Origin of the sequence: Pseudomonas caricapapayae, assembly GCF_001400735.1 — a bacterium.
GTDB classification, from domain to species: Bacteria; Pseudomonadota; Gammaproteobacteria; order Pseudomonadales; family Pseudomonadaceae; genus Aquipseudomonas; species Aquipseudomonas caricapapayae.
The window spans coordinates 1-25,874 of record NZ_LJPW01000099.1 but is presented as its reverse complement, the minus strand read 5'-3'; the positions used below and the strand labels follow the sequence as shown (position 1 = coordinate 25,874).

The 25,874-nt window shown below is 60.2% G+C and carries 22 protein-coding genes and 1 pseudogene; 17 read left to right on the top strand and 6 right to left on the bottom strand.

The genetic code is table 11. From position 1 onward, the window contains the following. Positions 1–92: 92 nt before the first annotated feature. Positions 93–1,586 carry a CoA-acylating methylmalonate-semialdehyde dehydrogenase gene (locus ALO80_RS14370; RefSeq protein WP_055009476.1) on the bottom strand — a complete coding sequence of 498 codons (1,494 nt, stop codon included), beginning with the start codon at positions 1,584–1,586 and terminating at the stop codon, positions 93–95. A 90-nt stretch (positions 1,587–1,676) separates the two neighbouring features. Then, on the bottom strand, positions 1,677–3,023 hold the full coding sequence (locus tag ALO80_RS14365) for an aspartate aminotransferase family protein (RefSeq protein WP_055009475.1): 1,347 nt from the start codon (positions 3,021–3,023) through the stop codon (positions 1,677–1,679). Positions 3,024–3,134: 111 nt separating this feature from the next. On the opposite strand from ALO80_RS14365, the gene ALO80_RS14360 reads away from it, so the two are divergent. The 9 genes from ALO80_RS14360 to ALO80_RS14320 all read left to right on the top strand — a co-directional run bounded on the left by ALO80_RS14360 (position 3,135) and on the right by ALO80_RS14320 (position 13,626). Then, complete coding sequence (locus ALO80_RS14360; protein WP_055009474.1) at positions 3,135–4,055, top strand: LysR family transcriptional regulator; 921 nt, start codon at positions 3,135–3,137, stop codon at positions 4,053–4,055. Between the two features lie 185 nt (positions 4,056–4,240). After that, on the top strand, positions 4,241–5,638 hold the full coding sequence (locus ALO80_RS14355) for a uracil-xanthine permease family protein (protein ID WP_055009473.1): 1,398 nt from the start codon (positions 4,241–4,243) through the stop codon (positions 5,636–5,638). A gap of 95 nt (positions 5,639–5,733) precedes the next feature. Beyond that, positions 5,734–6,396, top strand: a complete 663-nt coding sequence (locus tag ALO80_RS14350) for a TetR/AcrR family transcriptional regulator (RefSeq protein WP_054984051.1) — start codon at positions 5,734–5,736, stop codon at positions 6,394–6,396. Positions 6,397–6,428: 32 nt separating this feature from the next. After that, entirely contained in the window at positions 6,429–7,022 is a 594-nt protein-coding gene (locus ALO80_RS14345) for an IMPACT family protein (RefSeq protein WP_055009472.1), read from the top strand. A 521-nt stretch (positions 7,023–7,543) separates the two neighbouring features. Then, positions 7,544–9,097 (top strand): ABC transporter ATP-binding protein, encoded by a 1,554-nt coding sequence (locus ALO80_RS14340; RefSeq protein WP_055009471.1) that lies wholly within the window; start codon positions 7,544–7,546, stop codon positions 9,095–9,097. Positions 9,098–9,108: 11 nt separating this feature from the next. Beyond that, entirely contained in the window at positions 9,109–10,209 is a 1,101-nt protein-coding gene (locus tag ALO80_RS14335) for an ABC transporter permease (protein ID WP_055009470.1), read from the top strand. Beyond that, the gene (locus ALO80_RS14330) at positions 10,209–11,135 is read left to right on the top strand and encodes an ABC transporter permease (protein ID WP_044317538.1); all 927 of its coding nucleotides are present in this window, start codon (positions 10,209–10,211) and stop codon (positions 11,133–11,135) included. Before ALO80_RS14335 ends, ALO80_RS14330 begins: the two co-directional genes overlap by 1 nt. Before the next feature lie 322 nt (positions 11,136–11,457). Continuing rightward, complete coding sequence (locus ALO80_RS14325; RefSeq protein ID WP_055009469.1) at positions 11,458–12,147, top strand: SDR family oxidoreductase; 690 nt, start codon at positions 11,458–11,460, stop codon at positions 12,145–12,147. A 123-nt stretch (positions 12,148–12,270) separates the two neighbouring features. After that, positions 12,271–13,626 (top strand): 8-oxoguanine deaminase, encoded by a 1,356-nt coding sequence (locus tag ALO80_RS14320; protein ID WP_055009468.1) that lies wholly within the window; start codon positions 12,271–12,273, stop codon positions 13,624–13,626. A gap of 111 nt (positions 13,627–13,737) precedes the next feature. Here ALO80_RS14320 and ALO80_RS14315 read toward each other — a convergent pair whose 3' ends face one another. Beyond that, the gene (locus ALO80_RS14315; RefSeq protein WP_054984044.1) at positions 13,738–14,835 is read right to left on the bottom strand and encodes a calcium:proton antiporter; all 1,098 of its coding nucleotides are present in this window, start codon (positions 14,833–14,835) and stop codon (positions 13,738–13,740) included. A gap of 276 nt (positions 14,836–15,111) precedes the next feature. Between ALO80_RS14315 and ALO80_RS14310 the strand changes: the two genes are divergently transcribed. The 7 genes from ALO80_RS14310 to ALO80_RS14280 all read left to right on the top strand — a co-directional run bounded on the left by ALO80_RS14310 (position 15,112) and on the right by ALO80_RS14280 (position 22,299). After that, positions 15,112–16,032, top strand: a complete 921-nt coding sequence (locus tag ALO80_RS14310) for a Fe(3+) dicitrate ABC transporter substrate-binding protein (protein ID WP_055009467.1) — start codon at positions 15,112–15,114, stop codon at positions 16,030–16,032. Further along, entirely contained in the window at positions 16,033–17,022 is a 990-nt protein-coding gene (fecC, locus tag ALO80_RS14305) for an iron-dicitrate ABC transporter permease FecC (RefSeq protein WP_055009466.1), read from the top strand. Next, the gene (locus tag ALO80_RS14300) at positions 17,019–17,987 is read left to right on the top strand and encodes an iron chelate uptake ABC transporter family permease subunit (protein ID WP_055006988.1); all 969 of its coding nucleotides are present in this window, start codon (positions 17,019–17,021) and stop codon (positions 17,985–17,987) included. The genes fecC and ALO80_RS14300 overlap by 4 nt, the downstream gene beginning before the upstream one ends. Positions 17,988–17,991: 4 nt before the next feature. Then, a complete protein-coding gene (gene fecE / locus ALO80_RS14295; RefSeq protein WP_055009465.1) occupies positions 17,992–18,783 on the top strand; it encodes a Fe(3+) dicitrate ABC transporter ATP-binding protein FecE in 792 nt (263 codons plus the stop codon). 339 nt (positions 18,784–19,122) lie between these two features. Next, positions 19,123–20,217, top strand: a complete 1,095-nt coding sequence (locus ALO80_RS14290) for a BMP family ABC transporter substrate-binding protein (RefSeq protein WP_054993585.1) — start codon at positions 19,123–19,125, stop codon at positions 20,215–20,217. A gap of 84 nt (positions 20,218–20,301) precedes the next feature. Further along, entirely contained in the window at positions 20,302–21,267 is a 966-nt protein-coding gene (locus tag ALO80_RS14285; RefSeq protein ID WP_055009464.1) for an isopenicillin N synthase family dioxygenase, read from the top strand. 78 nt (positions 21,268–21,345) lie between these two features. Next, positions 21,346–22,299 carry an adenosine deaminase gene (locus tag ALO80_RS14280; RefSeq protein WP_055009463.1) on the top strand — a complete coding sequence of 318 codons (954 nt, stop codon included), beginning with the start codon at positions 21,346–21,348 and terminating at the stop codon, positions 22,297–22,299. A 128-nt stretch (positions 22,300–22,427) separates the two neighbouring features. Here the strand turns inward: ALO80_RS14280 and ALO80_RS14275 are convergent, their stop codons facing one another. Beyond that, positions 22,428–23,120, bottom strand: a complete 693-nt coding sequence (locus tag ALO80_RS14275) for an ArsR/SmtB family transcription factor (protein ID WP_055009462.1) — start codon at positions 23,118–23,120, stop codon at positions 22,428–22,430. Between the two features lie 436 nt (positions 23,121–23,556). Next, positions 23,557–24,480 carry a LysR family transcriptional regulator gene (locus tag ALO80_RS14270; RefSeq protein ID WP_055009461.1) on the bottom strand — a complete coding sequence of 308 codons (924 nt, stop codon included), beginning with the start codon at positions 24,478–24,480 and terminating at the stop codon, positions 23,557–23,559. Positions 24,481–24,593: 113 nt separating this feature from the next. Here ALO80_RS14270 and ALO80_RS14265 point away from each other — a divergent pair, with 113 nt between their 5' ends. Continuing rightward, positions 24,594–25,607 carry a zinc-binding alcohol dehydrogenase family protein gene (locus tag ALO80_RS14265; RefSeq protein ID WP_054984954.1) on the top strand — a complete coding sequence of 338 codons (1,014 nt, stop codon included), beginning with the start codon at positions 24,594–24,596 and terminating at the stop codon, positions 25,605–25,607. A 48-nt stretch (positions 25,608–25,655) separates the two neighbouring features. Here the strand turns inward: ALO80_RS14265 and ALO80_RS14260 are convergent. Then, positions 25,656–25,874: pseudogene (locus ALO80_RS14260) on the bottom strand (multidrug effflux MFS transporter); the annotation flags it as partial.

The window sequence follows — 25,874 nt, the reverse complement described above, 5'->3', positions numbered from 1 at the left end:
TCAACCGTTAATTTCAAAAATCTGCAATCCTTCTTCTGAACCCCAATAAATACGGGAGACTCTCTTTAAAGACGATCTCCCGCCCGGGGAATTTACAGGCTGGGGAATGCGAACTGCGATGCTTCGTGGCTCGCCCGTTGCGGCCAGCGCTGGGTAATCGCCTTGCGACGGGTATAGAAGCGCACGCCATCCGGCCCGTAGGCGTGTAGGTCGCCGAACAGTGAACGCTTCCAGCCACCAAAGCTGTGGTAGGCCACCGGCACCGGCAGCGGAACATTTACCCCAACCATTCCCACTTCAATTTCATCACAGAACAATCGTGCGGCTTCGCCATCACGGGTAAAGATGCAGGTGCCATTGCCGTATTCGTGATCGTTGATCAATTGCATGGCATGCTCGAGGCTATCGACGCGTACGATGCACAGCACCGGCCCGAAAATCTCTTCTTTATAGATACGCATCTGTGGCGTTACGCGATCAAACAGGCAACCACCCATGAAGAAGCCCTGTTCGTGCCCGGCAACCTGAAGATTGCGACCGTCCACCACCAGGGTCGCGCCCGACTGCACACCGTCCTCTATATAGCCGCTGACCTTGTCGCGATGCTGCCCTGTGACCAGTGGCCCCATATCCAGGCCACAGGTCGTGCCCGCACCGATCTTCAGGCTCTGGATTTGCGGAACCAGCTTGGCCACCAATGCATCGGCGATCTGATCCCCGACACACACCGCCACCGAAATAGCCATGCAACGCTCACCGCAGGATCCATAGGCTGCGCCCATCAGAGCACTCACGGCGTTGTCCAGGTCGGCATCAGGCATCAGCACCGCATGATTCTTCGCCCCGCCAAGCGCCTGAACCCGCTTGCCCCGCGCAGCGCCCTCTTTGTAGATGTACTCGGCGATCGGGGTCGAGCCGACAAAGCTCAGCGCCTTGACCTCCGGCGCGTCGATCAGCGCATCGACCGCGACCTTGTCACCGTGCACCACATTCAGCACACCCTTAGGCAGCCCGGCCTCATGCAGCAGTTCGGCAATCAACAGCGTAGAACTGGGATCACGCTCGGAGGGTTTGAGGATAAAGCAGTTGCCGCACGCAATAGCCAGCGGATACATCCACAACGGCACCATGGCCGGAAAGTTGAACGGGGTGATACCGGCAACGATACCCAACGGCTGGAAGTCGGACCATGCGTCAATGTTCGGCCCGACGTTGCGGCTGTATTCACCCTTGAGCACTTCGGGCGCAGCACAGGCGTATTCCACATTTTCGATACCGCGCTTCAACTCGCCCGCCGCGTCCTCCAGGGTCTTGCCGTGTTCTTCACTGATCAATTGGGCAATGCGCGCCTCGTTCTGCTCGAGCAGTTGCTTGAAACGGAACATCACCTGAGCGCGTTTGGCGGGTGGCGTATTGCGCCAGGCCGGAAAGGCGGCTTTGGCCGAGTCGATTGCCTTCTGGACTGTTTCGCGACTGGCCAGCGACACCGTGTGAATAACCTGTCCGGTCGATGGGTTGAACACATCTGCGCTACGCCCCTCTTCAGAAACGAACTCGCCGTGGATCAGGTGTTGAATGCTGCTCATGGAAAACTCCGGGTAAAGGCAGCGGGCGTGAGTCGGCTCACACCCGATGCGATAAAGGCACGTATATAAGAAGAGAACCTGCCGGCGCGGTCAGTCGATCAGGCCCAGTGTTTCGCCAACCGCATCGAACAACCGATCCAGATCCTGTGCCTGACTGTTGAAAGTCGGGCCGAACTGCAACGTGTCACCACCGAAGCGCACATAGAACCCGGCTTTCCACAACTTCATGCCCGCCTCGAAAGGCCGCACGATGGCATCGCCGTCACGGGGCGCAATCTGGATAGCACCTGCCAGACCGTAATTACGGATATCCACCACGTTTTTTGCGCCCTTGATACCGTGCAACGCGCGTTCAAAATGCGGGGCGATTTCTGCTGCCTGCTGCACCAGATTCTCACGCTGCAATAACTCCAGCGCCGCCAGACCGGCCGCACAGGCCACCGGATGCGCCGAATAGGTATAGCCGTGAGGGAATTCGACGGCGTATTCAGGCGTAGGCTGGTTCATGAAGGTTTGATAGATCTCGCTGCTGGCGATTACCGCGCCCATTGGGATTGCACCATTGGTGATCTGTTTGGCGATGCACATCAGGTCAGGCGTTACGCCGAAACTGTCCGCACCAAACATAGAGCCTGTACGTCCGAAGCCGGTAATGACTTCGTCGAAGATCAGCAAAATCTTGTGCTGATCGCAAATCTCGCGCAGCCGCTTAAGGTAGCCCTGCGGCGGAACGATCACACCGGCAGAGCCCGCCATGGGTTCGACGATTACCGCTGCAATGTTCGACGCATCGTGCAGCTCGATCAACTTGAGCATCTCGTCAGCCAGCGCGATACCGCCTGCTTCGGGCATACCTTTCGAATACGCGTTGCTGGCCAGCAGGGTGTGCGGCAGGTGGTCGACATCCATCAACTGGCCGAACATCTTGCGGTTGCCATTCACTCCGCCCAGGCTGGTGCCCGCCACGTTGACGCCGTGGTACCCACGCGCGCGCCCGATCATCTTGGTCTTGGTCGCCTGCCCTTTCAGCCGCCAGTAGGCCCGTACCATCTTCACCGCTGTATCCGCGCATTCAGACCCGGAGTTGGTATAGAAGACGTGATTGAGATGGCCGGGGGTCAGTTCGGTAATCTTTTCTGCCAGTTGGAACGAAAGAGGGTGCCCGAACTGAAAGCCCGGCGAGTAATCCAGCACACCGAGCTGCCGTGAAACGGCGTCCTGAATTTCCTTGCGGGTGTGCCCGGCCCCGCATGTCCATAGACCGGAAAGGCCATCGTAGATCTTGCGACCCTTGTCGTCTGTCAGGTAGCTGCCATGCGCAGCCACGATCATCCGCGGGTCACGCTGGAAATTTCGATTCGCGGTGTAAGGCATCCAGTGGGCATCAAGCTTCAACTGGCTGGCTACAGGTACATCGGACGCTTCGAACATATTCATGGGAGCTGGCCTCTCAGGCGCAAAACGAATGGTCATTGCAGCCAAGGTGTCACGCGGCTAAAGTTCATAAAACCCGATTTTCATGATCTTTGGTTTGGTGACCACTAAACAATGAGTGTCCGTCGTTCCGATCCGGTGTCGCAGGTGAGCGATTTTGATATCCGCTTGCTGCGCATTTTCAAATGTGTCGTCGAGGCAGGTGGCTTTTCTGCCGCCGAAAGCGTGCTCGGCATTGGACGGTCGGCGATCAGCCAGCAAATGAGCGATCTCGAGCAGCGTCTCGGCTTGCGCCTCTGTCAGCGAGGGCGAGCCGGTTTTTCACTGACTGACGAAGGGCGCGAGGTCTACCAATCGTCGTTGCAATTGCTCAGCGCACTGGAAAGCTTCAGGACAGAAGTCAACGGCCTGCATCAGAACCTGCGCGGCGAACTGAACATCGGCCTGACCGACAACCTGGTCACCCTCCCCCACATGCGCATCACCCATGCGCTTGCCCGGCTGAAAGAGCGCGGGCCGGGCGTGCATATCAATATCCGCATGATTGCCCCGGCCGAAGTCGAACGGGGCGTGCTGGACGGCGGCCTGCATGTCGGTGTGGTGCCACAGGCCAGCGCCTTGCCGGGCCTTGAATATCATCCTCTGTACAGCGAACGTTCGCTGCTGTACTGCGCGGTGGGCCACCCGCTCTTTTACGCAGACAATTCAGCGCTGGATAACCAACGCCTCGCACAGCAGGAGGCCATCGCCCCGACGTTTCGCCTGCCGAACGATATTCAGGACCACTATCAGGCACTGACCTGCACCGCCAGCGCGTCAGACCGGGAGGGCATTGCTTTCCTTATTCTGACCGGGCGCTACATTGGCTATCTGCCCGATCATTACGCCAATGCCTGGGTGAAGGAAGGCAGATTGCGCGCACTGAAACCGGACTCGAAGTTTTACGATCTCGATCTGGTGACCGTGACGCGCAAAGGCCGACGCCCTCATTTGGTGCTGGAAAGCTTTTTGGAAACACTTGCTGCTACCCGATGACACATCCCTGCCCGCTGCCAGTCTGTTCCAGCAGCCCTGAATACTGAGTAGAAAACGCTATCAGACTGATAATTATTGAAATAGCAGGACTCAAATAAAAATAACCTGAGCAGATGGACAGCTTTTTGCAGTGATCCGACCAACGACACGCCAGCACATGGCAGTTCCCCGTCCGAGACCTCGCCATGCAGCCTGAACCACTCGACAACGATGACCTGATCTACGGTCTGAATGATCGCCCTAAACCATTGACTGCATTATTGGCAGCGTTTCAGCATGTCCTCGCCAGTTTTGTCGGGATCATCACTCCGCCACTGATCATCGGATCAACACTTGGCCTTACCCAATACCTGCCCTACCTGATCAGCATGGCCTTGATGGTATCGGGCACTGGCACGTTCATTCAGGCGCGCCGCCCGTTCGGTATCGGCGCGGGAATGATCTGCCTGCAAGGCACCAGCTTCGCATTCCTGGGCGCGGTGTTGTCCGCAGGCTTTCTGGTCAAGCAGCGCGGCGGCAGTCCGGAGGACATCATGGCGATGATCTTCGGCGTGTGCTTTTTCGGTGCACTGGTGCAAATCGCGCTCAGTCGCTGCATCGGCCAGTTGCGACGTGTCATCACTCCGCTGGTGACCGGTATCGTCATTACGCTGATCGGTATAAGTCTGATCAAGGTAGGCGTGACTGATCTGGGCGGCGGCTTCAACGCACCTGACTTCGGCGCACCGTTGAATCTGGCGCTGGGCGCATTCGTTCTGGCCGTGATCATCGCCCTTAACCGTTCGGACACACCCTGGGTGCGCTTGTCCGCGATCATCATCGGTCTGGCGGTCGGCAGCCTGGCCGCCTGGTTCAGCGGCAAGCTAGTGCCGCAACCCATTCACGACCTGCCCCTGATCAGCATACCGGTGCCGTTCCGGTTCGGTTTCAATTTCGACTGGACCGCTTTCCTGCCTGTCGCGCTGATTTACCTGATCAGCAGCATCGAAACGGTCGGCGACCTCACGGCCAATTGCATGCTGGCGCGCCAGCCGATCAGCGGGCCGAGCTATGTGACGCGGCTGAAGGGCGGCGTACTTGGCGACGGTGTGAGCTGCATGATTGCCGCGACGTTCAGTGCCTTCCCCAACACCACTTTTGCGCAAAACAACGGCGTGATTCAGTTGACTGGCGTTGCCAGTCGCTACGTCGGGCTGTACATCGGCGCGGTGCTGTTTATCCTCGGGCTGTTCCCGCATATCGGTGCCATCGTCCAGCAAATCCCCAAACCGGTGCTCGGCGGCGCGACGCTGGTAATGTTCGGCAGCGTCGCGGCAGCCGGTGTGCGCATTCTCGCCCAGTCGCCAATGGACCGGCGCAGCATGCTGATCATCGCCACGTCACTGGGTGTCGGTCTGGGTATTGCGGCGCAGCCTGCACTGCTGCATCAAATGCCCAGGCTGGTGCAGAACCTGTTCGACTCGGCCATCACCAGCGGCGGCATTACGGCCATCGTCATGTGCCTGCTGATTCCGGAAGGCAAAGTCGCCGCGGCCCCGCATGACGCCATAGGGGAACCCGACCCCATCGAGCAATCACGATAATTTTCTATAGTCGCGCCCGCACCGGCGCTTGCGAGATGTTCGCCGGTGCGCTATCTGTTCATCCGTCGCGCCCTACGACCTGTCCGGAATTGCCCATGACCCTTGAAGTCCCAGCACACAGCGCTCACATCACCAAGCCTGCAAGCCGTATTCGTCAGAAAAACGAAGAAACGATCATCCAGGCAGCCGAAGATGAATTTGCCCGCCACGGCTTCAAAGGCACCAGCATGAACACCATCGCGCTGAAAGCGGGGCTGCCAAAAGCCAATCTGCATTACTACTTCACCAACAAGCTTGGCCTGTACGTCGCAGTGCTGAGCAACATCATTGATTTGTGGGACAGCACCTTCAACCACCTCAGCGTGGACGATGATCCGGCAGAGGCACTGGCCCGCTACATTCGCGCCAAGATGGAATTCTCGCGCCGCCAGCCACAGGCTTCGCGAATATTCGCCATGGAAATCATCAGCGGTGGCGAATGCATGAGCGAGTATTTCAGCCAGGATTACCGCCTCTGGTTTCAAGGCCGTGCCGCCGTTTTTCAAGCCTGGATCGATGCCGGCAAGATGGACCCGGTCGACCCGGTGCACCTGATCTTCCTGCTGTGGGGCAGCACCCAGCACTATGCCGACTTTGCCTCGCAGATCTGTCGTGTAACGGGCCGCACCCGACTGACACGCCAGGACATGGACCAGGCCAGCGACAATCTGATCCGGATCATTCTCAAAGGTTGTGGGCTGACACCGCCAGCCTTGTAGAATCCGCACCTTGACGTCAGCTGGACACACGCATGCCTTTTACGCTTGTCGGCCCTTGCGAATTTCGTGAAGAAATCCGCAAGAGCCGCTTCATCACCCTGGCCGCTCCGATCGCCAGCCCGGCCGACGCCCAGGCGTTCATCGAGCAGCACAGCGACCTGAACGCCACTCACAATTGCTGGGCCTGGAAGCTGGGTGGTCAATATCGCAGCAACGATAACGGAGAACCGGGCGGTACCGCAGGCAGGCCGATCCTGGCAGCTATCGAGGCCCAGGAGTTCGATCAGGTCGTCGTGCTGGTAATCCGCTGGTATGGCGGCATTCAGTTGGGGACTGGTGGCCTGGCCCGTGCGTATGGCGGCGGTGCCAACAAATGCTTGCAGCAGTCCGAGCGCCTGCCGCTGATTCAGCGCTCTTCGTTCCACCTTGAATGCAGCTTCAGTGAGCTGGCACTGGTCAAGTTACGTCTGGCGGAAGTGAGCGGCCTGCTGGAAAGTGAGGACTTCACTGCCAACGGCGTGCAGATGGCAATTGCCATAGGCCCGGAGCACGCCGATACCCTGCAACGCCAACTGGCTGATCTGAGTCGCGGCAGAATCCTTTTGCACAAGACGACAACAGAGTAGGCACCACGACCGCAATTGCCCACATCTACTGTGCATCCGACTGTGGATAAGCTGAGCACACTCTACTGCGGGCCTTGCCGGGCGGGCGTTTCAGGCGAATGATCGTTTTTTGAGCAATCGACTGACGTGGATCCATAAACGGTGCAAAAACAGTCTGTTAGCGCTCCTTAGCACCTTTGGATGCTAGCCATCGCCGCATTATTCTCCTCTGCCCCGCTTGCGCACAGTATCTGTGGAAGAACCTGTGGATAACAGGTGCAAGGGTCGCGCATCCATCCACCGCATCGCGCTCGCCGCCAGCTGTACATTTTTTGTTCAAATCAAAGAGCCACATTAGCCCTTCGCTTCTTCAGAGCGCCCTGAACTGGTGCTGAAATCGGGACGTTCGAGTCACATCAGCAGATACAAGTAACGGAAACGCCTTGCTCTGCCTTCATTTGGCTTATCGGAGGAGAATCCTGACCCCTTGGCCAGGATTTTGCTTTATCCACAAGCGACCCACTTCTGCCTCCGAGTTTTCCATGTCAAACCACGCGATACCTGCGCGTCTACAACTGCGCCACATCACTAAACGGTATCCCGGCTGTCTGGCCAACGACGCTGTCGATCTGACGATTCAGGCTGGCGAAATTCATGCCCTGCTGGGGGAAAACGGTGCTGGCAAAAGCACCTTGATGAAGATCATCTATGGCGTCACGCAGCCCGACGCCGGGTCGATCATCTGGCAAGGTCAGGCGCAGACGATGCGCAATCCGGCGCAGGCCAGAGGCCTGGGAATCGGTATGGTGTTTCAGCATTTCTCGCTGTTCGAAACCCTCAGCGTCGCGCAAAACATTGCCCTGGCGATGGGCGCAGCGGCCGGCACACCCAAGCAACTGGAGCCGCGCATCCGCGAGGTCTCACAACGCTACGGCATGGCGGTAGAGCCCCAGCGTCTGGTACACAGCCTGTCGATTGGCGAGCGGCAGAAAGTCGAAATCATTCGGTGCCTGATGCAGGACATCCGCTTGCTGATCCTCGACGAACCCACTTCGGTGCTCACGCCTCAGGAGGCCGAAGAGCTGTTTGTGACGCTCAGGCATCTGGCCCGGGAGGGCTGCAGCATTTTGTTTATCAGTCACAAGCTGGGCGAGGTTCGCGCCCTGTGTCATAGCGCAACGGTACTGCGCAATGGCAAGGTGTCCGGGCACTGCGTGCCGGCCGAATGCTCCGATCTGGAACTGGCGCGCTTGATGGTCGGTGATGCCGAGGGACTGACCGCGCAATACGACAAAGTCACCGGCAGTGAAGCGTTTCTGCGGATCGACAGATTGTCCTGGCATAACCCGGACCCGTTCGGTTGCTCGCTGAAAGACCTGAGTCTGGACGTGCGCAGCGGCGAAATCGTCGGCATTGCAGGGGTTGCCGGGAATGGCCAGGATGAACTGCTTGCGCTGCTGAGTGGCGAACAGACACTGCCTGATGCCCAGGCGGCGACCCTGCGTTTTAAAGACACACCGGTAGGCCACCTGCGGCCCGACGCCCGGCGCAAGCGCGGCCTGGCATTCGTCCCGGCCGAGCGCCTGGGGCATGGCGCAGTGCCGGAACTCAGCCTGGCCGACAACGCGCTGCTTACCGCCTTTCAGCAAGGGCTGGTGAGCAACGGTCTGATCCAGCGCGGCAAGGTTCGCGCACTGGCTGACGAAATAATCCGTCGCTTTGCGGTCAAGACGCCAGACGCACAAGCCCCGGCGCGCAGTCTGTCGGGTGGCAACCTGCAGAAATTCATTCTTGGCCGGGAAATCCTGCAAAAACCGAAACTGCTGATTGCTGCGCATCCGACCTGGGGTGTGGATGTCGGCGCGGCAGCGGCGATCCACCGGGCACTGATTGCCTTGCGTGATGCAGGGGCCGCCATTCTGGTGATTTCCGAAGACCTGGACGAATTGTTCCAGATCAGTGACCGACTCGCCGCCCTCAGCGGTGGTCAGCTTTCCGACCTGATCCCCACCGAACAGACCAGCACCGTACAAATCGGCGGCTGGATGGCGGGACAGTTCGATCATTCTCACACCCAGGCCCATGCGGCGGGTTAACGGAGCAAAAGATGCTGCTTTCCCTGGAACCGCGCGGCCAGCAATCGCGCGCCATGCTGTGGTGTTCCCCTTTACTGGCTGCCGTCCTGACACTGGTCTGCGGCTCGTTACTGTTCATCGGTCTGGGGTTAGACCCTTGGGTGACACTGCACACATTGCTGATCGCGCCAGTCAGCGACTGGTATGGACTGTCGGAACTGATGGTCAAGACCCTGCCGATCCTGCTCTGCGCGCTGGGTCTTGCCGTCGCTTATCAAGCGCGTATCTGGAACATCGGCGCGGAAGGCCAACTGCTGCTGGGGGCACTGGCGGGCAGCGCCGTGGCAGTGAACATTATCGAGATGGAAAGTCGCTGGGCACTGGTGACAGTGCTGCTGGCCGGTACGCTGGCCGGTGCAGCCTGGGCAGGTGTGACGGCCTGGCTGCGTACCCGGTTCAATGCCAATGAAATCCTCACCAGCATCATGCTCAACTACATCGCCCTCAACTTGTTGCTGTACTTCGTCCACGGACCGCTCAAAGACCCGGCAGGCATGAACTTCCCGGAATCAGCGACCTTCGGCGATGCCAGTCGGCTACCGCTGTTGATGGACGATGGTCGCGCGCACATCGGGGTGTACTTCGCCCTGTTTGCGCTGGTAGCGGTCTGGGTGTTGCTGCAACGCAGCTTTGTCGGCTTTCAGATCAAGGTGCTGGGGCTCGACAAACGCGCTGCCGGCTTTGTCGGCTTTCGCGAGAAGCGACTGGTCTGGCTGGCGCTGTTGATCAGTGGCGCGCTGGCCGGGCTGGCGGGCGTGTCGGAAGTCACCGGGCCGATAGGCCAACTGGTGCCGCAGGTCTCGCCGGGTTACGGCTATGCCGCGATCACTGTGGCTTTTCTCGGACGTCTCAACCCTATCGGCATTCTGTTCTCCAGCCTGTTGATCGCCCTGCTGTATCTGGGTGGGGAAAGCGCTCAGATGACCCTGAACCTGCCCTTGGCAATCACGCAGTTGTTTCAGGGGATGATGCTGTTCTTCCTGCTGGCCTGTGATGTGCTGATTCTCTACCGCCCACGTCTGAAACTGCACTGGGCCAAGCGCCAGATGACACCCGTCACAGGAGCCGCATGATGGATATCGACCTGCTGAGCAATATTTTCTACGCCATGGTCCGTTGCGGAACCCCTTTGCTGCTGGTGGCCCTGGGCGAACTGATCTGCGAAAAGAGCGGCGTCATCAACCTGGGGCAGGAAGGCATGATGCTGTTTGGCGCAGTGATCGGTTTCATCATCGCCTTGAGTACCGGCAATTTGTGGCTGGGCGTGCTGCTGGCGATGCTCGCGGGCATGCTGCTGTCGGCACTGTTTGCATTGGTGGCGCTGGTGTTCAATGCCAATCAGGTGGCGACCGGGCTGGCGCTGACCATCTTCGGCGTCGGACTTTCCAGCTTCGTCGGTGCCGCCTGGGTCGGCAAGCCGTTGAGCGGCTTCGAACCGGTTGCCATCCCGCTGCTCAGCGATATTCCGCTGATTGGCCGCATGCTGTTTGCCCAGGACCTGCTGGTCTACCTGTCCTTCGCCTTGTTCGCACTGGTCGCGTGGGCGCTGCTGAAGAGTCGCGTCGGGCTGATCATTCAGGCCGTCGGCGAAAACCCTGACGCCGCCAGCGCCATGGGCTTGCCGGTGTTGCGCGTGCGTACCCTTGCGGTGCTGTTCGGCGGCGCAATGGCCGGGCTGGCCGGGGCTTATCTGTCACTCGCCTACACGCCGATGTGGGCAGAAAACATGAGCGCCGGACGCGGCTGGATTGCCTTGGCTCTGGTGGTGTTCGCCAGCTGGCGTGTGTGGCGTCTGCTGCTCGGGGCCTACCTGTTCGGCCTGGCCAGCATTCTGCACCTGGTCGCGCAGGGCATAGGCCTGGCCATCCCGTCCAACCTGCTGGCGATGCTGCCTTATGTGGCCACCATCATCGTCCTCGTCCTGCTCTCCCGCGACGCCTTGCGCACCCGGCTGTATGCGCCGGTTTCGCTCGGCCAGCCTTGGCGGGCGGGGCATTGAGGTTCAAGTTGCAAGGATGATTCACGTTCTGTGCTCGTGCGCTACACGTACCTGATGGATTATCGTGCGACGCTCCGAGTCCGATCCTGAATGTGCGGCGCGGCGCAGATCTGTGACGCAAGGGATTCCGACGCTGGAACGTACGAGACGATAATCCCGACTATCGCGCCAATGCTCAGCCTCAGGCATCTACCTTGAACGTTTCCGGCTCACGAAGATTCCAACACGTTATGGGCAGGAGTACCCTGCAAGGTCGAAACGTTCGAGAGGCCTTGCTGGCACTGCCATGGAGTCCGTCTCTCAATCTGCCAAGGAATAATTCATGACCACTACCAAAAAAACCGCCCTCATCATCGGTGCGTCGCGCGGCCTGGGCCTGGGCCTGGTACAGCGCTTGACCGAACAGGGCTGGCAAGTCACCGCCACCGTTCGTGATCCGCAGAACGCCGAAAACCTCAAAGCGGTAGAAGGTGTGCGCATCGAAGCGGTCGATCTGGACGAAACGGCCTCGCTTGAAGTGCTGGTCCAGAAGTTGCGCGGTGAGGTGTTCGACGTGCTGTTCGTCAATGCCGGGATTACCGGTGCAGAACATCAAAGCGCTGCGAAGTCGACTGCTGCCGAGCTCGGGCAGTTGTTTCTGACCAACGCTGTCGCGCCGATTCGTCTGGCCGAGCGCTTCGTCGATCAACTTCGTCCAGGCACAGGCGTCCTGGCGTTCATGAGTTCGTGGCTGGGCAGCGTCACTTGCCCGGATGGCGCAAACCTTGCGCTGTACAAGGCCAGCAAGGCAGCACTCAATTCGATGACCAATACGTTTGTCACTGAACTGGGCGAGAACCGTCCGACCGTGCTGTCGATGCATCCGGGCTGGGTCAAGACCGACATGGGTGGCGAAAATGCTGCCATCGACGTCATGACCAGTACCATCGGGCTTGTTGAACAGCTCAATGCCTACGCCGGCAAAGGCGGCCATCACTTCATCGATTACCAGGGCAAGACGATTGCCTGGTAACCGGCCGCTCGACTAGAATCGCCGTCCTTCGCCGGGGCACACCTGACCCCGGCAACCCTGGATCAGCAGACAGGGCAACACTGAGCTGGCTAACCTGAACCTGTCTTTCAGAGGAGCCGGCCAATGCCTGCGATCCGTATCTGGTTGAAAAATCCCCTCGCTGTATTCACCGCCAATGACCTGGACGCCCGTGGCGGTCTGGTGATCGAAGGTGGCGTCATCACCGAAGTGCTGGCGGCCGGGCAGCTTCCGTCAACGCCCTGCACTCAGACATTCGATGCCCGTGAGCATGTGTTGCTGCCGGGGCTGATCAACACTCACCATCATTTCTATCAGACCCTCACGCGGGCCTGGGCACCGGTGGTCAATCAGCCGTTGTTCCCGTGGCTGAAAACCCTGTACCCGGTATGGGCGCGCCTGACCCCGGAGAAGCTTTCGGTCGCCAGCAAGGTGGCGTTGGCGGAACTGCTGCTGTCGGGTTGCACAACCGCCGCCGACCATCACTACCTGTTCCCCGACGGGCTGGAACACGCCATTGATGTTCAGGTGCAAGGCGTTCGTGAGCTGGGTATGCGCGCGATGCTGACGCGTGGTTCGATGAGTCTTGGCGAAGCCGATGGAGGTTTGCCGCCACAGCAAACCGTGCAGCAGGGCGAGGTGATTCTGGCCGACAGCCAGCGCCTGATCGAGACTTGGCACGAGCGTGGCGAGGGAGCACAGATTCAAATAGCCCTGGCACCCTGCTCGCCGTTTTCGGTCACGCCGCAGATCATGACCGAGAGTGCAGCCATGGCAGAAAAGCTCGACGTGCGCCTGCACACGCACCTGGCCGAGACCCTCGACGAAGAAGACTTCTGCCTGCAACGTTTCGGCCTGCGCACCGTGGATTATCTGGACAGCGTCGGCTGGCTGGGTCCACGCACCTGGCTGGCACACGGCATCCATTTCAACCCGGATGAAATCGCCCGTCTCGGTGCAGCAGGCACGGGTGTCTGCCACTGCCCGAGTTCGAACATGCGCCTGGCCTCCGGCATCTGTCCAACGCTGGACCTGAGTGCTGCCGGTGTGCCACTGGGGCTCGGGGTCGACGGCTCGGCGTCCAACGATGCCTCGAACATGATCCTCGAAACCCGCCAGGCGCTTTATCTGCAACGCCTGCGCTATGGTGCGGAAAAAATCACCCCGCAGCGGGTACTGGGCTGGGCTATCAAAGGGTCCGCGCAATTGCTGGGGCGCACCGACATCGGAGAACTGGCAGTGGGCAAACAGGCCGATCTGGCGCTGTTCAAGCTGGACGAACTGCGCTTCTCCGGCAGCCATGACCCACTGTCAGCGCTGTTGCTGTGTGGTGCAGACCGGGCGGATCGAGTGATGATTGCCGGCCAGTGGCGAGTCGTCGACGGACAGATCGAGGGGCTGGATATCAAGCAACTGATTGCCGATCACCGCCAGGCGGCGCGGGAATTGATTCAGGGCTGAAGGTGCGGAGCGAGCGTTGTACCTGCAACTATCGTGCGACGCTCGTTCAGGACGCTCTGCGTCCTCTTGGGACGCGGAGCGTGGGAACGACAGGCAATGAGCGCTACAGCTCTAAAGCCCCAGACACGACAGCATGATAAACGTCGCGAACAGCACGAAGTGGGTCATGCCTTCGATGGCATTGGTTTCGCCGTCGTTGAGATTGATGGCGGACACCAGCAGGGTGATGAAGATCATCACGGTCTGCACCGGGGTCATCGCCATCTGGAAAGGCTGGCCACTGTAGAGCGCCATCGCTTCCATCACCGGCACCGTGAGGATCACGGTTGACAGCGAGGCTCCCAGAGCGATGTTGACCACCGACTGCATGCGGTTGGCCAGCGCAGCACGCAGGGCCGTCAATATCTCGGGAGCAGCGGAAATCGCTGCGACCAGGATGGCGGTCATCACCGGTGGTGCGCCCGTCCCCTCAAGCCCAAGATCGACCGTCTTGGACATCACTTCAGCCAGCGCACCAATCACCACCACGCCGGTGACCAATGTGGCGATGGAGCGGGTCAGATTGACCGGTTCTGCATGCTCTTCAGCCGGGTTCTGGCCCTGGCGCTTTTTCTTTTCCGGATAGCTGTAGCTGAAAAAGTAGCTGTGCGGTCCGACCTGCATGCGCAGGAACAGGGTGTAAAGCAGGATCATCGCGCCAATGGTGAACGCCGAATAGATCTTCCAGTCCCCCTTGGGAATGAACTCGGGCACCACCATCGACACGCCCATGGCAGTGAGGATCATCACGCTGTAGGTACGCGCCGAATCATCGTTGTAGGACTGCTCGCCGTGTTTGATACCGCCCATCAGCGCCGCAAGACCGAGGATGCCGTTGATATCGAGCATCACCGCAGAGTAGATTGTGTCCCGCACCAGCGTCGGCGACGGTTCGTTGCTCATCATGATCGCCAGGATGACGACTTCGACCAGCACCGCCGACAGCGTGAGGATCATCGTGCCGTACGGATCACCGACCTTTTCCGCGAGCATTTCGGCGTGATGCGCCACCCGCATCGAGGCGCAGACGATGAAGCCGACCAGCGCCAGACCCGACACCAGCGCGACCACCTGACCGTTGCCCAGCAGCACATGCTCCAGCGGATACGCGACAAACATGGCGATGATTGCCAGCAGTAGAAATTTTTCTTGCTTGAGCAAAGCGCCCATTACTTTCTCCAAACCCTTGCGACACATCGCCGCGGATAGTCATGAACGTGTCTGTCATTGAAGCCGTTCAGAGTGCGGTGTGTGACAAAAGGTTTCAAAAAATGACCTGAATGAGAATGGCACCCACGCGTAAATGACTTTTGATCCCGTCGTCACGATGTGAAATAGTGCCCGCCGTTTTCTGCGCGACCTCAATGATCTTGATCAAAAGAGGCGTTGCGCCCGTTCGGTGGCTCTTTTTGCATGAGCCTGTTTCCGTTAGAAAGGACATTCGCCATGCGCGTTTTTCGACTCCCTCATCTATTGGCCGGCGGCCTGCTGGCAGCGCTGCTCGGCGCAGCCCAGGCCGCACCTATCGATATCGATGACGGTCAGCACAAGGTCCACCTGCCTGACACCCCCAAGCGCGTAGTGGTACTGGAGTTTTCGTTTCTCGACGGGCTGGCATCGGTCGGCGTAACACCCGTCGGTGCGGCCGACGATGGCGATGCCAACCGCGTACTGCCCAAGGTACGCAAGGCCGTGGGCGAATGGCAGTCAGTGGGGCTGCGCTCGCAACCCAATATAGAAGTGATTGCGCGGCTCAAGCCGGACCTGATCATTGCCGACCTTGGTCGCCATCAGGCGCTGTACAACGATCTGGCCAGTCTGGCGCCGACGTTGATGCTGCCGTCACGCGGCGAGGATTATCAGGGCAGCCTGAAATCCGCCGAACTGATCGGCGTCGCATTGGGCAAGGGGCCGCAGATGCAGGCACGCATCGCGGAGAACCGGCAGCACCTGAAGAGCGTCGCCGAACAGGTCCCCGCCAATACCAACGTGCTGTTCGGTGTTGCTCGCGAGGACAGTTTTTCGGTTCATGGCCCACATTCTTACGCGGGCAGCGTGTTGCAGGCCATCAGCCTGAAAGTCCCGGAAGTACGCAAAGACGCCGCACCTACCGAACTCGTCAGCCTGGAGCAACTGCTGGCGCTGGATCCGGGCTGGCTGCTGGTCGGTTATTATCGCCGTCCGAGCATTGTCGACAGCTGGAGCAAGCAGCCGCTATGGCAGGTACTTGGCGCGGTGCGTAACAAACAGGTGGCCGAAGTGGATGGCGACAGTTGGGCGCGCAATCGCGGGATCATGGCGTCCGAGCAGATTGCCGACGATGCGCTTGCCGTGCTCAAGGGCGGCAAGGCCGTGCTGAATCCGTAAATGCGCCGCTGGCTGATGGCGGGCGTGATTACTGCGGCCTGCCTGGGACTGTTCTGGGTATCGCTGTTTGCCCTGTCGTCGTTCAGTATTGGTCAGGTGGATGCCTGGAACGGACTGTTCACGCAGGGGCGTGAAGGCGGCAACATCGCTTACATCGTTGCGCAACTGCGGGTGCCACGCGCCTTGTGCGCGGCACTGGTGGGTGCCTGCCTGGGCGTCGCCGGGGCTTTGATGCAAGGCATTACCCGCAACCGCCTGGCCTCGCCTTCACTGTTTGGCGTCACAGCGGGCGCGGCGCTGGGGCTGGCGCTGTTTTCCACCGGGCTGGTCGCTCTGCCTTTCCCGGGCGGGGCACTGTTGATGACCTGCCTGGGCGGCGCACTGGCCTGGATCACCGTATTCAGTCTGGGCGGCGCATGGTCGCCTGCCACCGCTCAGGGGCGCCTGGTGCTGGCCGGGGTCGCTGTTGCAGCCCTGTGTGCAGCCTTGACCCGCCTCACCGTGATCCTTGTCGAAGCCCAGGCACAAAGTGTTCTCAACTGGCTGGCCGGTTCACTGGCCAATGTCGGTGCTGCGCAACTGCAATTGCTCTGGCCTTGCACGCTGATCGGCCTGGTGCTGGCGATTGCCTGCGCGCCGCGCTTGAATCTGATCAACCTCGGCGAAGACGCAGCCCGCTCGCTGGGCGTGCGTATCGGTGCGTTGCGCCTGCTGGTGTTCGTGGTCAGCCTGCTGCTGGTCGGTGCCAGTGTCTGCGCGGTGGGGCCGATTGCCTTTGTCGGCCTGATCGCGCCGAACATTGCTCGCCAATGGCTGGGCAACGACTACCGCTGGCTGATCCCGATCAGCGCCGGACTGGGCGCGGCCATCGTGCTGGCCTCGGACCTGATCAGCCGCGCCGTGGCCTTCCCGGCAGAAACGCCGGCCGGGGTGGTGACGGCATTGATCGGCGCGCCGTTCTTTCTGTTTCTGGCGAGGCGCGCACTATGAACCGCCCCCGCTCCAGGCTGTTGCTGCTGTTGACCCTGCTGGCACTTGCCCTGCTGCTGAGCCTCAGCGCGGGCACTGTGTGGCTGACGCCTGGCGCGGTGCTCGATCACCTGATCGCCCACGACAGCAAGGATTTCGAAGTCTGGAATCACCGCCTGCCACGCGGTCTGATTGCAATCATGACCGGCTGTGCATTTGGCCTGGCCGGAGCCATCGTCCAAGGTGTGATTCGCAACCCGCTGGCGTCGCCGGAAATCCTCGGCGTGACCCAAGGCGCAGGACTGGCGCTGACCATCGCGATCATCGGCCTGCCGCAATTGCCAGTGGCCGCATTGCCGTTCGTGGCCTGCCTGGGGGGCGCAGCGGGCGCACTGCTGCTGGCCTTGTATAACACCGGCGTACAGTTTTCCGGCGTGCGCTTCGCGCTGTCCGGGGTGGCGATTGCGGTCACGCTGTCGAGCATTACCGAGTTCCTGATCCTGTCCAACCCGCTGGACATCAACACCGCCCTGCTGGCCCTGACCGGCAGTCTGTGGAGCCGTAACTGGCACCATGTGTGGCTGGCCACGCCGCTTCTGCTGTTGATTCCGCTCGGTCTGCTGCTGGCCAAACCGCTGAACCTGATTGGCCTGGGTGATGAGGCGGCGCAGAGCCTGGGCACCGGCCTCAAGCGTACACGCTGGCTGGCGATGGGCAGCGCGGTGCTGTTGACCAGTCTGGGCGTCGGCATCATCGGCCCGGTGAGTTTCGTCGGTCTGGTTGCACCACACATGGCCCGCCGTCTGGTCGGTGGTCATCATCAGTACCTGCTGCCCGCCTCAATGGTGCTGGGCGCGTTGCTGCTGGTGCTGGCCGACACACTCGGACGCACGCTGATTGCGCCCAGCGAGATTCCGGCCGGGGTGCTTACGGCCGTGATCGGCGCTCCTTACTTCCTCTGGCTGCTGGCCCGATTCAAAGGTTGATTCCATGAGTATTCTTAAGGCGCAGCAACTCGACATCGGCTACGGCGCAACACGGATCGTGCAAGACCTGTCATTCAGCCCGCCGCCCGCCCAGGTCACCGCACTGATCGGCCCCAACGGTTGCGGCAAATCCACCCTGCTCAAGGCGTTTGCCCGAATTCTCACCCCGCAATCGGGCAGCCTGAGCCTGGACGGCAAAGACTACAGCCAGCTCTCCGCCAAAGAGCTGGCCCGCAAGGTGGCGTTTCTGCCGCAAGTGCTGCCCATTCCAGAGGGCGTCAGCGTGCGCCAACTGGTGGCTTACGGTCGCAGCCCGCACAACAGCCTGTGGGGGCGCTTGAGCGGGGCCGATCAACACAGTGTCGATCAGGCCTTGCAACGCATGGAGCTGGAGGCCCTGGCCGAGCGCCCGCTGTCCGATCTGTCCGGCGGGCAACGGCAACGGGCCTGGCTGGCGATGATCCTCGCGCAGGACGCCGCCATCGTCCTGCTCGATGAACCCACCACCTATCTGGACATCAGCCATCAGGTCGAACTGCTGGACCTGATGCGCGAGCTCAGTGCCGAAGGCAAAACGGTGATTACCGTGCTGCACGATATCAATCAGGCCTGCCGCTACGCCGACCATCTGGCGGTCATGCAGGGTGGACGCCTGGTGACCTGCGGCGCGCCGGGCGATGTGCTGACGGCCGAGCTGGTCTGCCAAGTGTTCGATGTGCAAGTGCAGATCATGCGCGAACCCGTGGCAGGCACGCCGATGTGCATCGTCGAGCGCAGCACGCGCTGCACCAGTTAGCGGCGCAGCCCACCGCGCCTGCACCTTCGCGCTGCACTCTGGCTATACACAAAACTGCTCTTGATTCTGGCCAAAGGCCGTAGGAGCGAACTTGTTCGCGAAGAAGATCGGTCAGACGATGATTTTTCGGAGTATGTATCGGCCCTTTCGCGAACAAGTTCGCTCCCACGCCCTGCGAGCAGAAACCTGAAAGTCACATATTCCAGGCTCATCGAAACCTATGTACAACAATAGGCGCGCTGCGCAGGGAAGCAAGCCAGCATCGTAAGTTGTCCTGTTGGTCAGTTATTTGCATTGTCGGGGTATGCACTCCAACAAGACCGCAAGGAGCTAGACCCGATGCACCTGACCAACCCACGTCGTCCCCTGAAAAAACTGCTGTGCGCCGTCGCCGCCGTTGTCGGCATCGGCTCCAGCCTGCTCGCCTCGGCAGCCGATCCGCTGAAAGTCGGCTTCGTCTACATCGGCCCCATCGGCGACCACGGCTGGACCTATCAGCACGAGCAGGGCCGCCAGGCGATGGTCAAGGCGCTGGGTGACAAGGTCACCAGCAGCTACGTGGAAAACGTGCCGGAAGGCGCGGACGCCGAGCGGGTTATCCGTAACATGGCCAAGGGTGGCTATGATCTGATTTTCAGCACCTCTTTCGGCTACATGAACCCGACCCTGAAAGTCGCCAAGCAATTCCCCAAGGTAAAATTCGAGCACGCGACGGGCTACAAGCAGGACAAGAACATGGGCACGTATCTGGCCCGCACCTACGAAGGCCGCTATGTGAGCGGTTACATCGCCGCGAAGATGACCAAGACCAAGAAGATCGGTTACGTCGCCTCGTTCCCGATCCCTGAAGTGCTGCGCGACATCGACGCCATCCAGCTGGCGCTGAACAAATACAATCCGGGCACAGAAATCAAGGTGGTATGGGTCAACTCCTGGTTCGACCCAGGCAAGGAAGCCGACGCTGCCAACGCGCTGATCGATCAGGGTGTGGACGTGGTGTTCCAGCACACCGACAGCCCTGCGCCGATTCAGACCGCCGAACGTCGTGGCGTCTACGCAGTAGGCTACGCCTCGGACATGGCCCATTTCGGGCCGAAGGCGGTGCTGGCCTCGATCGTCAACAACTGGGGCCCGCATTACATCCAGGCGGCCGAGGGCGCAATTGCAGGCACCTGGAAACCACAGGATTACTGGGGCGGCCTGAAAGAGGGCACGGTCGAGTTGCCGATCAGTGACGTGGTGCCCGCCGACGTCAAGGCTGAGGCGCAGAAGATTATCGCCAGCATCGAAAGTGGCGAATTCCATCCGTTCACCGGTCCGATCAAAGACCAGAACGGCACCGTGAAAATTGCTGATGGTGTGGTCGCGACCAACGCCGAGCTGGCCTCGATGAACTACTACGTCGAAGGGATCAAGGCCGAGCTGCCGAAGTAACTCATCTGCCCGTTGCCTGACCCTCGTGCCTGTTTCGGCGGGCACGATCATCGACACCCGACACTTCCTTTTCAGGACCGGTTAATGGACCAGCTTCCCGTCATCGACATCGCCCCGCTCTACGGCGCGGACACTCAGGCCTGGCAGGATGTCGCCCGACAAATCGACAGTGCCTGTCGGGAATGGGGCTTTTTTTATATCAAGGGTCACCCGATCAGCGCGCAACGCATCGAACAGGTGCAATCAGCGGCAAAGGATTTCTTTGCCCGGCCGGCAGCTGAAAAGCTCCTGATCGACATCACCCAGAGCACGCATCATCGCGGCTATGGCGCCATCGCCACCGAGCAGTTGGACCCCAGCCTGCCGAGCGATCTGAAAGAAACGTTCGACATGGGCCTGCATCTGGATGCCGGTCACCCCGACGTGCTGGCTGGCAAACCGCTGCGTGGTCCCAATCGCCATCCGGACATTCCCGGCTGGGAAAGCCTGATGGAGCAGCATTACCTGGACATGCAGGCACTGGCGCAAACTCTGCTGCGCGCCATGACCCTGGCGCTGGGCATCGAACGTGATTTCTTCGATCAACGCTTCAGGGACCCGGTCAGTGTGCTGCGCATGATTCATTACCCGCCGCGTGATACGGCGACCTCGGCCGAGCAGCAAGGCGCAGGCGCGCACACCGACTATGGCTGCATCACCTTGCTGTACCAGGACGCAGCGGGTGGTTTGCAGGTGCGCGACGTGCGCGGCGAATGGATCGACGCACCGCCGATTGACGAGACCTTCGTGGTCAATCTGGGCGACATGATGGCGCGCTGGAGCAATGATCGCTATCTGTCTACGCCACACCGGGTCATCAGCCCGCTTGGTGTCGATCGCTATTCGATGCCGTTCTTCGCCGAGCCCCACCCCGACACGCGCATCGAATGCCTGCCCGGTTGCCAGAGCGAAGGCCATCCAGCCCGCTATCCTGTGACCACCTGTGCCGAATTTCTGCTGTCGCGCTTTGCTGATACCTACGCTTACCGGCGCGAACAGGAGGCAAGTTGAACGTTCGGTCAGGTTTTACCCTGCGCAGCGGCGTGCATCTGTAGAATGTCGGCGATCTGCACCTGATGAGAAAAGAATATGTACGACTGGTTGAACGCCCTGCCCAAGGCAGAACTGCACCTGCACCTCGAAGGCTCGCTGGAACCCGAGTTGCTGTTCGCCCTGGCCGAGCGCAACAGGATTGCCCTGCCGTGGGACGACGTCGAAACCCTGCGCGAGGCCTATGCCTTCAACAACCTGCAGGAATTCCTCGATCTGTACTACCGCGGTGCGGATGTGTTGCGCACCGAACAGGACTTCTACGACCTGACCTGGGCTTACCTGCTGCGCTGCAAGGCGCAGAACGTTATCCACACCGAACCGTTCTTTGATCCGCAAACCCACACCGATCGGGGTATCCCGTTTGAAGTGGTGCTGGCCGGGATCACCGGTGCGCTGAAAGACGGCAAGGCCAGGCTGGGTGTCGACAGTGGACTGATCCTGAGTTTCCTGCGTCATCTGTCCGAAGACGAAGCCGAAAAGACCCTCGACCAGGCGCTGCCGTTTCGTGATGCGTTCGTTGCTGTCGGCCTCGACAGTTCGGAAATGGGCCATCCGCCGAGCAAGTTCCAGCGCGTGTTCGATCGTGCCCGCAACGAAGGCTTTCTGACGGTGGCCCACGCCGGTGAAGAAGGCCCGCCGGAATACATCTGGGAAGCCCTGGACCTGTTGAAAATCCAGCGCATCGACCACGGCGTACGTGCCATCGAAGACGAGCGGCTGATGCAGCGCATCATCGACGAACAGATCCCGCTGACCGTCTGCCCGCTGTCCAACACCAAGCTCTGTGTGTTCGACGACATGGCCCAGCACAATATCCTCGACATGCTCGAACGCGGCGTGAAAGTCACCGTCAACTCGGATGACCCGGCCTACTTCGGTGGTTACGTGACCGAGAACTTCCATGCGCTGCACACACATTTGGGCATGACTGAAGATCAGGCAAAACGTCTGGCGCAAAACAGTCTGGATGCACGCCTGATCAAGCCCTGAGACGCCGGACCATCGCTGCCTTTTCGCGGCGTTCTGCGCCGCAAGAGGACGCGGAGCGTCCAGAGCGGCTGCAGCATGGAGCATCAGCGCGGTATGCACGTGCTACTGCCTTGAACCACGCGTATCGCTCAAGCCGCCGCCGCTATCTTGCTGATTTCCCGCTGCCCGCTGGAAGACACCTGCAACGTGCTGGGCTCTTCAGTGGTGCGCAGCCAGCCCATCTGAATGAATAACTGCAGCAGCCCCGCCCCCAGCGCGCCACCAAGATGCGGGTTGCGATCATTCCATTTCGGGCAGGCACATACCGTTTCTCGCTTGCGCTGAGCCAGCGCCGGGATATAGATGCCGCGCTCGGCAAATCTGGCCGCGCCCTTGCTCGTGACCTCGACGCGCTTTTCCTGCTGCTCGATCCAGCCCGCTTCCAGAAGGCGCTGATAAAGCTCGGCAGCCATTTCGCCACCCAGATGATCGGAGCAGATTCTTGCACGGCGCAGCGGCAACGGCGGCATGGGCTGGGCATACCGACGACTGATCTGTTCGGCGCTGGCCAGTGAGGCACAGGCCAGTGCTTCGACCGCAGCCGCCACTTCCGGCGCAGCCAGGCGAAAGAAACGCTTGCGACCCCGAGCTTCCTGTTTCAACAGACCGCCACTGGCCAGGCGCGCCAGGTGCGCGCCTGCCGAAGAGGTCGAAAGCCCCGCCAGGATGGCCAATTCATCGGCAGGACGAGCAGCACCATCCATCAGTGCCCAGATCATTGCGCTGCGCTTGGGGTCGGCCAGCAATGTTGCGATCTGGCTGATGCAAGGTCCGTATTCCATGTGTTCACTCCCTGTTGAAACATTCATCTATCGCGATGACTGGGTGAAAGCAATCACGCCTCGGTAGAGTTGAACGTGGCTCTTATATGAAATGACAAGTATAAACTCTATGCCCTCCGGCCCCGCCGGGCGAAAAACGATTCGTACAAACTGTTGGTGCACGGCTCCGTTAAAAAGCGCACGTTTTTCTCTCTCCCTGTCATAACCAAGAACTTCCTCCCTTATCGCCAAACCCCCTCTAGCAAAGGGGTTTTGGCCGCCGCATCGAAAACAGATTGAAAAAACAAGCGCAATGCCTATGACAAAAATGCCAAAACCACTTAACAACAGTCAGTTGCAAAGTTGCCTCGGGAACAAAACCTTGCAGGGTTGAAACATATTCAACCCTTTTATTTTCCCACACTTCCGAAGGCCGTTTCCTACTGGAGCGTGGCGATTAAAACAAACCAACGGACGACGGGCCTACAGCCTGTTGCTTACAACGTGACCTGAGCATTTCCAGCAACAGGATGACGGGCTTGCTGAGTTGCGCGCGGTGCGCGCATAGCAGGTTCAACGGCGCCCGCTCCCCGGTCAAATCAGGCATCAGCACCTTCAGGTGCCCGGCCCGCACATCGGCGGCGACGTCCAGCCACGACTTGTACGCCACACCTTCGCCCGCCAGCGCCCAGCGGCGTACCACATCTGCATCGTCGCTGAACCGGTTGCCGCTGACCGTCAGGCTGATTTCGCGCTTGCCGTCATTCAGCGTCCAGCGGTCATGGACGCGGTCCCCAAGCATGAACAACAGGCAATTATGCTGCGCCAGTTGCTCGACCTGCTGCGGTTCGCCATGGCGTTGCAGGTAACTCGGCGCAGCGCACAATACCCGCCGGTTTTCAGGCAAAACCGGCAATGCGACCAGACTGGAATCTTCCGGTTCGCCATAACGCAGCGCCACATCGACCGGCTGACGGAACAGATCGGCAATTCGATCGCCCAGCAACAGACGTACGGTCAGTTGTGGGTGTTGCTGCTGAAACTCGTCGAGCCAGGGCAAAAGCAGGTTACGGCCCAGATCCGAGGGTGCAGAGAGTTGCAGCACGCCCTCGCAACGGTCCTGGCTACTGGCGAGCAATCGCCGTCCTTCCTCCAGACTGCCCAACGCGGCGCGCGCATACTCCAGAAACCCCTCGCCTTCGGCGGTCAGGCGCAGGCTGCGGGTCGAGCGCGCCAGCAAGCGCGCGCCCAACTGGCGTTCGATGCGCTTGAGCGCCGCGCTGGCAACCGCCGCAGACAGGTCCATCGCCCGTGCAGCGGCAGAAAGACTGCCCAGGTCCGCTGCACGGACAAACAACTGCAGGTCATCAAAACGCAGCATCAATGCCTCGTATTATCAAAATAAAGTTGAAAGAGCCTGCCGTTTTAGCGGGTTTTATCTTTTCAGGAAATAGCCAATGATCCCTTTATCATTTTTCTGGAGAGGACCCCGTCATGAAAGCCATCGCCTATTACCAGTCCCTGCCAATCAGCGACGCACAGTCATTGCAAGACATCGAGCTGCCTGAGCCGGTTGCCGACGCTCGCGATCTGCTGGTTGAAGTCAAGGCAATCTCCGTCAACCCGGTGGACACCAAAATCCGCCAGAACGTCCAGCCCGAGGACGGCGCTGCGAAGGTGCTGGGCTGGGACGTGGCGGGTGTCGTGAAAGCAGTCGGCAGCCAGGTCACGCTGTTCAAACCGGGGGACAAGGTGTTCTACGCCGGATCCCTGACCCGGCCCGGCGCCAACAGCGAACTGCACGTAGTCGACGAACGCATCGTTGGCCACATGCCGAAAACCCTGAGCTTTGCCCACGCGGCGGCCTTGCCGTTGACCGCGATCACTGCCTGGGAATTGTTGTTCGAGCGCCTGCACGTCGCGCAGCAAAAAGGTGAAGGCTCTCACAGCCTGCTGATCGTCGGCGCTGCGGGCGGCGTAGGTTCGATCCTGACCCAGCTGGCACGGCAACTGACGTCACTGAAAGTCATCGGCACGGCCTCGCGGCCCGAAACCGAAAGCTGGGTTCGTGAACTGGGCGCACACGAAGTGCTGGACCACAGCAAGCCCTTGAGCGAAGAGCTGAAACGCGTTGGCTTGAACCAGGTGACTCATGTGGCCAGCCTGACCCAGACCGAACAGCATCTGGACCAACTGGTCGAGGCGCTCAAGCCGCAAGGCAAGCTGGGGCTGATCGACGATCCCAAGTCACTGGATGTGTCGAAGCTCAAACGCAAGAGCCTCTCGCTGCACTGGGAATTCATGTACACGCGGTCGATGTTCGAAACCGAGGACATGATCGAACAGCACAACCTGCTTAACCGAGTGGCCGAGCTGATCGACGCCGGAACGCTGAAAACCACCTTTGGTGAGCACTTCGGCAGCATCAATGCAGAGAATCTGCGCCGCGCTCATGCCTTGCTGGAAAGTGGCAAGGCCAAGGGCAAGGTGGTACTGGAAGGGTTCTGAAGGCCAGAGGGTTGTGTCAGCGCGTGCTGGCACAACCATCGCACCCGATCAGGCTGTCTTCGCCCGCGCATCCTGCGTGCCTTGCGCACGGCGGGTCAGTACCGAAAGGCCCACTGTCAGCACGCCGCACAGGCTGATCACCAGCGCCATGGGGGTGGCGGTGCCGTCATGCAGTACGCCTACCAGACTGGCGGCGATGGCGGCCACGCTGAATTGCAGACAGCCCAGCAGCGCCGAGGCACTGCCTGCCCGCGCCCACTGGCCGCT